This window comes from Limnohabitans sp. (assembly GCF_044361645.1).
Taxonomy (GTDB): Bacteria; Pseudomonadota; Gammaproteobacteria; order Burkholderiales; family Burkholderiaceae_C; genus Limnohabitans_A.
Map to the genome: position 1 here is coordinate 1 of NZ_JBIKIL010000222.1, position 10,412 is coordinate 10,412.

Genomic DNA, 10,412 nt, shown 5'->3' on the forward strand with positions numbered 1-10,412 from the left:
TGAGTTTGCTGATCTGAGCGGTGCTCAGGGCGGCCACATCGGCGGTTTCCATGGCGGTCAGTTGCGCCGAGGTCAGCGCATTGAGCTGTGCCGAGCTCAAGGCTTTGATTTGGCTGGTGGACAGGGCGGCGATGGCACCGGAGGAGAGTTTGTTGATCTGGTCGGTGTTCAGGGCCGCGATGTCGGCGGTCTCCATCAGGGCCACTTGGCTGCTGGTCAGCGCGCCGAGTTGGGTGGATGTCAGGGCCTTGACCTGGGCGGTGGTGAGGGCCTTGAGGTCGTCGCTGGCCATGGCGTTGAGCTGCGCGGTGGTCAAGGAGGCGACCTGCGCGGTGCTCAGGGCGGCCACTTGGGCGGTGCTCAGACGCGTGATCTGCGTGGTGTTCAAGGTGCTGATCTGCAACGTGGTCAAGGCACGAATGTCCGATGTTTCTATCGCAGTTATTTGGGCGCTGTTCAGGCTGTTCAATTGATCGCTTGTCAAAGCACTCATTTGTTGCGTGGTCAAGGCTTTGATGCTGCCCGTCGAAAGGCTAGAAAACTGATTCGTTGTAAGGCCCGCAAGTTGCCCGCTGGTCAGGGCTTGAACTTGTTGTGGTTTCAGGTTGGCGATGACGTTGGTTTGGAAGCTGTTCAACTGGGTGGTTGACAAGCTGGCCATGTCCCTGGTGTCAAAAAATTCAAGGTGTTTGCTGGTGAATGAGTTCAGCTGGGCTGTCGTCAGTCCAGGAACCTGGGTCGCACTGAGCAATGAGCTTTTATTGCCGTACACCAAAAGTCCGTCAGAAAATTTACTGGCATCAAAAGCCGCGATCTGTGTGCTGCTCAGCACCGCGAAATCACGTGATTCAAGCGCACCAATCTGGGTGCTTGTCAATGCCGCAATTTGCGTCGATGACAGCAAGCTCACTTCGGTCGTTGACAAGTTTTTGATCTGTCCGGTCGTCAAGTGGGGGACTTGACTGGCCGATAAAAAACTGATGGATGACATGGTGAGACCTTTGGTGGTGCTTAAAACAACTCCCGCTTTAAGCAGCAGTCTTTGGCGTTTTTGAATTGAGGGCAGTCAATTGAGAATCGGCATTGCGGTTAGATTCTTTAATTTATAAATAAAATTCGCGTGTTGGGGATCAATTTTTTAATCAGCATCAGTGGTGAGCAGGCCAAACGACCTGCTTACCCCCATGGCCAGACACTCAGAACCGCAGCGCCCCAATTTGCTCGCTGGTCATCGCATCGATTTGCGTCGAGCTCAGCGCAGGGGTTTGGTCCGTGGTCAAGGCATTGATCTGGCTTGTCGAAAGCAGCTGGATCAGGTCCGAAGACAGCGTTCCAATCTGGGCGCTGGTCAAGGCTTGAATTTGCGCGCTGGTCAACACAGCAACATCGTCACTTGCCAAACTGTTGAGTTGCTCGGAGTTCAGGGCACGAATTTGATTGCTGCTCAGCGAGGACACTTGCTCGGTGGTCAGGGCCACGATCTGATCGGTGCTGAACTCGGCAATCTGCGTGTCAAACAGCTTGGAGAGCTGGGCGACCGTCAAAGCAGCCACGTTATCACTGGACAGTGCGGCAATTTGACCGCTGGTCAGCGCGTTCAGTGCGCTGGAGCTCAGCGACTGAACTTGCTGCGAACTCAGTGCTGCCACTGCACTGGTCGAGAGTTTGGCCACTTGGGCTGTGCTCAATGCGGCGATGTCCGCTGTTTCGAGCAAGGCGGCTTGATCGCTGCTCAGTGTGCTGATCTGACCTGTGGTCAAGGCCTGAACCTGTTTGCTGGTCAGGGCTTGCAGGTCTTCGCTTTCCATGCTGTTGAGTTGATCTGAAGTCAAAGCAGCAACTTGGCCTGTGCTCAGGGCCTGCACTTGGCTTGAGCTCAAAGCAGTGAACTGGTCGGTGCTGAGCTTGGCCACTTGGCCCGTGCTCAAGCGGCTGATTTGGGCGGTGCTCAAGGCGGCCAGGTTTTCAGTGGTGAAGGCGGCGAGTTGGTCACTGGTCAGCGCATTGAGGGCGGCCGTGGTCAGGGCTTTGGCCTGGTCGGAGGTCAAAGCGGCCACCGCGTCGGTGGAGAGTTTGGCCACTTGGGCGGTGCTCATGGCGGCGATGCTGGCGCTTTCGAGCAGGGCGACTTGCTCGCTGCTGAGCGTGCTGATCTGCGTGGTCGTCAAGGCCTTCACTTGTGCAGTGGTCAGGGCTTGCAGGTCTTCGCTTTCCATGCTGTTGAGTTGATCCGAAGTCAAGGCCGCAACCTGGGCGGTGCTCAGGGCCTGCACTTGACCGGTACTCAGTGCAGCGATCTGGTCGGTGTCGAGCTTGGCCATTTGACCCGTGGTCATGCGGTTGATTTGTGATGTGCTCAGGGCGGCCAGGTTTTCAGTGGTGAAGGCGGCGAGTTGGTCACTGGTCAGCGCATTGAGCGCGGCCGTGGTCAGGGCTTTGGCTTGGTCGGAGGTCAAAGCGGCCACGGCGTCGGTGGAGAGTTTGGCCACTTGGGCGGTGCTCAGTGCGGCGATGTTGGCGCTTTCCAGCAGGGCGACTTGTTCACTGCTGAGTGCGCTGATTTGCCCGGTCGTCAGGGCTCGAATCTGCTTTGTCGACAGAGCCTGCAAGTCGTCGCTTTCCATGCCATTGAGTTGGTCGGCTGTCAATGCGGCCACTTGCACGGCGTTCAGAGCCTGCACTTGGGCGGTGCCCAAAGCTGCGACCTGTTCGGTGCTGAGTTTGGCCACTTGGGCAGCGGCCATGCGGCTGAGTTGAGCGGTACTCAGCGCAGCCACATTTTCAGTGGTGAGTGCGTTGAGTTGCTCGCTCGTCAAGGCGTTGAGTGCGGCCGAGGTCAGGGCTTTGGCCTGCTCTGAGCTCAAAGCGGCCACCGCGTCGCTGGAGAGTTTGGCCACTTGGGCGGTGCTCAGTGCGGCGATGCTGGCGCTTTCGAGCAGGGCGACTTGCTCGCTGCTGAGCGCGCTGATCTGCGTGGTCGTCAAGGCCTTCACTTGTGCAGTGGTCAGGGCTTGCAGGTCTTCGCTTTCCATGTTGTTGAGCTGGTCTGCAGTCAAAGCGGCAATCTGGTCTGTGCTCAGTGCTTTCACTTGGACCGAGCTCAAGGCAACGACTTGCTCTGTGCTCAACGCTGCCATCAAGGTGGTGGTCAATTTGTTCAGTTGTGCGCTGTCAATGGCTTGCAGGTTGCTGCTGGTCAAGCTGTTGAGTTTGGTGGCGCTCATGGCATTGAGCTGAGCGCTACTGAGGGCTTGCATTTGACCTGTGGTCAGCAGGTTGATTTGGTCGCTGACCAAGTCGGTGATTTGATTGGTGGTCAGTGATTTGATTTGTCCGGTGCCCAGGCTTTGCAGCATCTCACTGCTCAGGCCATTGAGCTGTGCGGAGGTCAAAGCTGCCACTTGGGTCGCCAACAGTGCGGGTGTTTGGGTGGACGTCAGCGCGTTGACTTGTTCGGTGCTCAACCGTGCAATTTGTGCCGTGGACAGTCGGCTCAGTTGTGCGGTTGTCAATGCCGCCACGTTTTCGGTCGACAAGGCCGCCAGCTGGACAGATGAAAGGGCATTCAAGGCGGCCGTATGGATGGACTTGGCTTGATCTGAGGTCAAATTGCCGATGGCCTCAGAGGAGAGCTGGGTGACTTGAGTCGTGGTCAAGGCGGCAATTCCCGCGGTGCCCATGGTGGAAATTTGGTCGCTGCCTAAGTTGCTGATTTGCAGCGAGGTGAGCGCGCGAACCTGTGTGGCAGACAGTGCTTGCAGGTCTTCACTCTCCATGTTGTTGAGCTGTTCGGTGGTCAAGGCCGCCACTTGCGCAACGCCCAACCCGCGAACTTGGGCGGTGGTCAGCGCCGCGATTTGTTCAGTGCTGAGTTTGGTGAGTTGTTCGGTAGACAGTCGACTCAGCTGCGCCGTGGTCAAGGCGGCAAGATCTTCGGTTTCAAAGGCAGCCAGTTGATCTGTGGTCAGGGCATTGAGGGCGTTGGCGGTCAACGACTTGACTTGCTCGGTGCTCAACGCCTCAATGTGTGCTGTGCTGAGTTTGGCGACCTGGGCTGTCGAGATGGCCTTCAATTGTTGGGTGGTCAGTGCGGCAACCGATTCGGTGCTGAGCGCCGCCAGTTGGGCGGTCTCTAGGGCGTTGATGGCCGCCGTAGTCAGTGCTTTGGCTTGGTCGGTGGTGAGCGCGCCAATGGCGCCAGACGACAGCTTAACGACCTGAGCCGTGGTCAATGCGGCGATGTCGGCGGTCTCCATGGCCGCGAATTGATCGCTGCTCAGTGTGCTGATTTGCGTGGTGGTCAGGGCGCGAATTTGGCTGCTGCTGAGTGCTTGCAGGTCATCGCTTTCAAGGTTATTGAGTTGCTCAGATGTCAGTGCCGCAACCTGGGTGTTTCCGAGTGCGCGAATTTGACCCGTGGTCAATGCCGCCAGTTGTTCGGTACTCAGTCGGGTGATTTGTTCGGTGGACAGACGGCCGATTTGGGCCGTCGTCAAGGCCGCTAAATCCTCCGTCTCAAAGGCAGCCAATTGGTCAGAGGAAAGCACGTTCAGTGCATTGGCGGTCAAGGACTTGACTTGTTCGGTGGTCAAGGCCGCGACCTGCTCGGTCGAGAGCCTGGAGACTTGGCGGGTGGACAGCGCAGCCAATTGCGTCGATGTCAACGCTGCCATATTGTCAGCAGTGATTGCTGACAGTTGCTCAGAGGTCAGGGCATTGATGGCGGCTGTACCCATGGCTTGAGTTTGATCGGCGGTCAGCGCACCGATGGCCGCTGTTGACAGCTTGGCCACTTGCGCAGTGCTCAACGCAGCAATGTCTGCGGTCTCCATGGCAGCGACTTGGTCACTGCTCATGGCACTGATCTGGCTGGTGGTCAGGGCTCGGATTTGGCTGGTGCTGAGTGCCTGGAGATCATCTGTCCCCATGCTGTTGAGTTGCTCCGAAGTCAGTGCTGCAATTTGCGTGTTGTTCAAGGCGCGAACTTGCCCGGTGGTCAAGGCGACGATTTGGTCGGTGCTCAATTTGGAGATTTGAGTGGTCGACAGGCTGTTGACCTGGGTTGTGGTCAAGGCTGCCAGATCCTCGGTTTCGATGGCATTCAATTGGTCGCTGCTGAGTGCATTGAGAGCTGCCGTGTTCATGGCCCTGATTTGGGCTGTGCCCATGGCGGCGATGGCGTCGCTGGACATTTGGCTGGCCTGCGTACTGCTCAGTGCTGCGATTTGACTGGTGAGCAAAAGCGCGGTTTGTGACTCACTGAGATTTCCCAGTTGTGCGCTGCTCAAGGCCAATATTTGGGTGGTGCTCAGGGCCTGCAGGTCATCGCTTTCCAAGTTGTTGACCTGCTCAGAGGTCAGCGCAGCCACCTGTCCAGTGGACAAAGAGCGCATCTGTGCCGTGGTCAACTTGTTCAATTGTTCGGTCGTCAAATTGCTCACTTGGTTGCTGGTCAGTGCTTTGACCTGGCTTGAACTCAGCGCTTGCAGATCGCCACTTTCAATGTGGTTGATTTGCTCGGTCGTGAGGGATGCAATTTGGCCTGTTGTCAACGCCTTGAACTGAGACGAGCCGAGGGCCACGATCTGTTCGGAGTTCAGGTTGGCAAGTTGTTGACCGGTGATGCCGATGATTTGCCGTGTTGTCAGCGCGGCCATGTTTTCGGTCGTGAACACCGCCAGTTGGTCTGTCGTTAAGGCGTTGAGTGCGGCCGTAGACAGCGCTTTGGCCTGGTCGGTGGTGAGCGCTTGGATCGCGTCGTTGGACAATTTGCTGGCCTGGGCTGAGGTCAATGCGGCAATGTCGGTGGTTTCCAGCGTGGCAATTTGGTCAGTGCTCAGGCTGTTCAGTTGTGCACTGGTCAAGACCCTGATCTGCAAGGTGCTCAAAGCCTTCAAATTGTCGTTTGTGAGGCTTGAAAATTGCTCAGTGTTCAAACCCACCAGTTGGTTGGTGGTCAATGCGCGCACTTGGGCTGTGCTGAGACCCGCTATGAACTCGGTCTTGAGGCTGTTGAGTTGTTGGGTGTTCAGGCTGGCAATGTCTTTGGTATCAAAAAATGCCAAATGTTCGGTCGAGAATTTGCTCAGCTGCTCAGTTGTCAGGCCTTGCACTTGTGTAGCGGTCAGCAGCGAACTTTTGTTGCCATAGACCAACAAACCATCTGAGAAATTGGTACTGTCAAATGCACCGATCTGACCACTGGTCAAAACGAGCAGGTCGCGAGTTTCGATGGCGGCGATCTGAGCGCTGCTGAATGCCGCTATCTGCGTGCTTGACAGCAATTTGACGTCTGCCGTTGAAAGATCGCGAACCTGAGTCGTGGTCAGATTTTGGATTTGACTGGGGGAGATGGAGCTGATCAACGACATGAAATTTCCTTTGTGTTCACCTGACATCAGGCCAACGTGGTCGTGGTGTGCAATTGACTCAGCTGTACCAAGTCAGCTGCATCAATTCATTGGCCACGGTGTTGATTCGGCAAATGTTTGACTTTCTTGAGCCATGTCTTCGACAGCGACAGCTGGTTTTGAGCGATGCGGCGAAAAATTTCCGCGTCGGCTTGTTTTGGCCATTTATTTGAATACTTTGATAGCCATCTGCAAGCTTGTTTTTTTGGGAACAGTTATTGCTTGTACTGAACGAATGTCAAAAAGCATGTGGCTTTTTGACCTTTGCATGGCAGTCAATCGGATCGAAAAATGAATTCAAACCTTGAAGCGCCGTCTTTGGAGCCATCCGGCCGTGTGCCTGTTTCGCCGGAAACCCAAGAGTTGGTCTTGACCATGGCGCAAGGGCAGATGACGCAAGTTGAACTGATGTCTCTTGCGCAGCAACTTGAGGGGCAAGGCCAAATGCTGGCAGCAACGAATTTGTACGCCTTGTGGATTAATCACGCCCAAGCACCAGACAAGCACTTTGCCTTGTTCAATTACGCAGGCATGCTGCAAAATTTAGGGAAACTCACAGAAGCGGTCCAGGCCTATGGCGTGGCCATTGCCATGAAAGGGGATTTTTCGCAACCCTATATCAACCTGGGGTTGCTGTTTGAAAAACAAGGCGACGACACGCACGCATTGGAAATATGGCTGCGCTTGGTCAGTCGCAGGTACTTGAAAACCCCGCCGAGTGATGAGTTTTTGACGGTGGCACTCAATCACATCGGTCGAGTTCAGGAAAAACTTAAAAACTATGCGCAAGCCGAGCAAGCTTTGGAAGAAAGTTTGTCCATTGACCCCGCCCAGCCTGGTGTGATTCAGCACTGGGTGCACATACGGCAAAAATCATGCGAATGGCCTGTTTACAAACCCCTGCATGGGGTCAGTTTGGCCGATATGCAGCGTTACACCTCGCCATTGGCCATGTTGGCTTTGACCGAAGAGCCTGCTGTGCAATTGCTCAATTCGCAATCTTTTGTCAACAGAACCTACGGCCTCGCGCAAGAACACCTGTGCCAAGGTCGCACTTATCAGCACCAGCGCTTGAGGGTGGGATATGTTTCTGGCGATTTTCGGGAGCATGCCGTTGGATTTTTGCTGCCCGGGTTGTTGCAGGGTCACGGTCCAGAGTATGAATTATTTGCGTACGACTTCAGCCCAGAGGAGCAAACCCCTCTGCGCATGCAATTAAAAAACGGATTTCACCACTTCAAAAGCATTCACGATCTCACGGACAGAAGCGCCGCCGAGTTGATATTGGCCGATGAGATCGATGTTTTGATTGACCTGCATGGTTTGAGCTCGGGTGCCAGACCCGGTATCTTTGCCTTGCGGCCAGCACCCCGACAAGGAGCCTATTTGGGCTTCATGGGGCCAACGGGGATGCCGTGGATAGATTTTGTGGTCGCTGACCGGCAAGTTTTGCCCGACGAATTGACCTTGTATTTCACTGAAAAGCCACTTTATGTGGACAGCAGTTTTTTGCCGCTGGTTTCCTACGTGAACGATGACATCCTCGTGGAGCGTCACCAAGTGGGGCTACCCGAAAAAGCATTTGTCATGGCCTCATTTGGCAACACTTACAAAATAACACCTGACATGTTTGAGACCTGGTTGCGCTTGCTTCACAAACTGCCTGAATCGGTGCTCTGGCTGATCGACGACAACGAAGCCAGTACCCGAAATCTGAAAGCATTCGCATTGGCGCGGGGTGTTGCACCCGAAAGAATTGTATTTTCACCCAGAACAGGGCACACGGTATTTTGCGCACGCTTGAAATTGGCCGATGTCTTTTTGGATACCTACCCCTATAACTGTGGCTCAACCAGCAACGATGTTTTGAATGCAGGCGTACCCTTGGTGACTTTATATGGCAAAACACTGGTCTCGCGCATGGGTTTGAGTTTGCTCAAGTCCTTGAATTTAGATCAGAATGCAGCCCCCAATTATGCTGAATACGAAAATAAAGTTGTAGCCATTGCACGGCATTTGCCCGAAGCTTCAGCAAAGTCATGTGAAATCAATTTGAATAATTTCAAAATCAATTATTTTTAAAATAATATAAAATTTTCTGAGGAAAATACCATGAAAAAAGTTCTGAATGTCGGTGGTAACAGCAAAGCCATTCCCTTGCCTGCTCAATATGCAGATTTTGAGCACTTGTTGCTGGACATCGATCCCAAAGGTCAGCCCGATGTGCTCTGTGATGCTCGCGAGTTATCCAGTTTGGCCCCAGACCAATTTGACATGATTTATTGCTCCCACAATTTGGAGCACTATTATCGCCACGATGTCAAGCGTGTCCTGCGGGGATTCTGGGATGTCTTGAAACCCGGCGGCGGAGTTCACATCGTTGTTCCAGATATTTTATCGGTAGTCAAAACCATGATTGACAAAGGTCTGGATATCGACGACGAGCTGTATCAGTCTGCGCTGGGCCCGATCTTGGTGTCAGATGTGCTTTATGGCTTTGGCAAACAAATCGAAGAAAGTGGCGTTGAGTTTTTTGCACACAAAACTGGATTTACGCACAAATCTTTGGTTAAGAGTCTGATGCAAGCCGGTTTTGCTCATATCCATTCGTCTGAAGCCGGTTATGCAGTGACCGCAGTGGCTTTTAAACAGGACATGTCACCAGACTTGGCATCGCTTTTCAATATTGCCGTTTGAATGGACAGTTCACGCGAGCAAGGCAATAATCTTGTGAGCATGATGGAATAAGTGCACGCCATTTACGGGTGCGCCAATACAAGATCGATGGGTGAATGGGGTAGAGGCGGTTGATGACAGGCCGAATAAAACGGCTAAATACATCCCCGTAGGCCGCACCCACGGTTACAACTGCATTTTTAGACCGCACATCCCCTTGGCGACTTTGAGGTCAACTCGCCAAGAGGTTTGAGCCATGCGGATCAAACGATTTTGAGATGAGGTTTGGTTGAGATTTGCTGCAACGCTGCGAATTCTTTGAGCAGATGCACATCTTGAGGATGATTTGCCAAGCCTTGAGCGACCACGGTCATCGCTTGGCCGTCGTCACCCATGCAACGCAGCACCCTGACCCATTGACCCCAAGATGCAGGTTGTGCGCAGGGGCCCTGCAGCTGAATCAAGCTCTCCAGGGCCGCACTTGCCGCTGGCCAGTCATGACGCACTTGAGTGACAAGGGCGCGGATGACCAAAACATCTTCACTGTTTGGAAAACGTTGGAGGGCTTCTAGCGACAGAACATCGGCCTCAGAGAGCCGATCTTGACCCACCAATTCGGCGATGGACTGGCGAATTCTGGTGGGGCTGAGTTCTTGGGTCGCGCTGGCCAGCAGCGCCGCATAAGAGGTTTTGGCCATAAAGCCGGAAGCAGCATTCAACATGGTTCACTCCTTTGTGCTGGTTGTGCGGCAAAAGGTTGCCGACGAACCAGGTAAAAACCATAAAAAGCAAGATGCGTGCCGAGCTTTGAAGTTGAGACGGTAATTTGCCCTTTGCTTGTGTCTGCCATGAATCCGCAGCCCAGCCCCTGATGACGAAAGCAACCGGTGAGCACGGCAAGCCTTTTCAAACACCCTCGCGCGCTCTGTCATCAAGGCTCGGCGCCGGGATGGCCGCGATAAAGGACGGTGTGAATTTGGCTTTGATGTCAGATGACTCGATAAAAAACGCTTTCATGCTTGCTTGTCTTGCGAGCAGGGATGATTCGGTTGGTTTCCCACGAGAAACGAAGCGATCCATGGACTGCCACGTCGCTGCGCTCCTCGCAGTGACGGTGATTTGCCCGTCATCGCGAGTCGCTTTCCCGTCATCGCGAGGAATTTTCCCGTCATCGCGAGGAACGAAGCGATCCATGTTGCGGCAATAGCCTGCCCCAATGATCCTAAATCCGGCAGTTATTCTGTCATCGTGAGCTGACTTGGTGGATACCAAGGAGGCAGGGGGCGGGTGATTCTCTGCACCACGTAGTCCAAGAACGTCTTCCAT

Annotated in this window: 6 protein-coding genes and 2 pseudogenes; 2 read left to right on the plus strand and 6 right to left on the minus strand. The window is 54.1% G+C overall.

Going from position 1 to position 10,412, the window contains the following annotated elements; genetic code table 11:
- The 4 genes and pseudogenes from ACIQ39_RS19305 to ACIQ39_RS19320 form a co-directional block, all read right to left on the minus strand.
- Positions 1 to 493, minus strand: a pseudogene (locus ACIQ39_RS19305) (heme utilization protein); the annotation flags it as partial.
- A gap of 12 nt (positions 494 to 505) precedes the next feature.
- Positions 506 to 991, minus strand: a pseudogene (locus tag ACIQ39_RS19310) (hypothetical protein); the annotation flags it as partial.
- Between the two features lie 205 nt (positions 992 to 1,196).
- The gene (locus ACIQ39_RS19315) at positions 1,197 to 6,371 is read right to left on the minus strand and encodes a beta strand repeat-containing protein (protein ID WP_396436198.1); all 5,175 of its coding nucleotides are present in this window, start codon (positions 6,369 to 6,371) and stop codon (positions 1,197 to 1,199) included.
- 582 nt (positions 6,372 to 6,953) lie between these two features.
- Positions 6,954 to 7,262, minus strand: coding sequence for a hypothetical protein (locus ACIQ39_RS19320; RefSeq protein WP_396436203.1), 309 nt, complete (start codon positions 7,260 to 7,262; stop codon positions 6,954 to 6,956).
- Between ACIQ39_RS19320 and ACIQ39_RS19325 the strand changes: the two genes are divergently transcribed.
- Both ACIQ39_RS19325 and ACIQ39_RS19330 read left to right on the plus strand, forming a co-directional pair.
- Complete coding sequence (locus ACIQ39_RS19325) at positions 7,146 to 8,492, plus strand: hypothetical protein (RefSeq protein ID WP_396436202.1); 1,347 nt, start codon at positions 7,146 to 7,148, stop codon at positions 8,490 to 8,492. The genes ACIQ39_RS19320 and ACIQ39_RS19325 overlap by 117 nt on opposite strands.
- Before the next feature lie 30 nt (positions 8,493 to 8,522).
- The gene (locus ACIQ39_RS19330) at positions 8,523 to 9,107 is read left to right on the plus strand and encodes a class I SAM-dependent methyltransferase (RefSeq protein WP_396436199.1); all 585 of its coding nucleotides are present in this window, start codon (positions 8,523 to 8,525) and stop codon (positions 9,105 to 9,107) included.
- A gap of 242 nt (positions 9,108 to 9,349) precedes the next feature.
- Here ACIQ39_RS19330 and ACIQ39_RS19335 read toward each other — a convergent pair whose 3' ends face one another.
- The gene (locus tag ACIQ39_RS19335) at positions 9,350 to 9,808 is read right to left on the minus strand and encodes a hypothetical protein (protein ID WP_396436200.1); all 459 of its coding nucleotides are present in this window, start codon (positions 9,806 to 9,808) and stop codon (positions 9,350 to 9,352) included.
- A gap of 184 nt (positions 9,809 to 9,992) precedes the next feature.
- The coding region (locus ACIQ39_RS19340; protein ID WP_396436201.1) for a hypothetical protein at positions 9,993 to 10,412 on the minus strand (420 nt) is incomplete at its 5' end.

What these genes read in the sequence shown, in the direction of transcription:
- ACIQ39_RS19335 (WP_396436200.1), bottom strand. Translation starts at nt 9,808, where the DNA reads ATGTTGAATGCTGCTTCCGGCTTTATGGCCAAAACCTCTTATGCGGCG.
- ACIQ39_RS19315 (WP_396436198.1), bottom strand. Translation starts at nt 6,371, where the DNA reads ATGTCGTTGATCAGCTCCATCTCCCCCAGTCAAATCCAAAATCTGACC.
- ACIQ39_RS19330 (WP_396436199.1), top strand. Translation starts at nt 8,523, where the DNA reads ATGAAAAAAGTTCTGAATGTCGGTGGTAACAGCAAAGCCATTCCCTTG.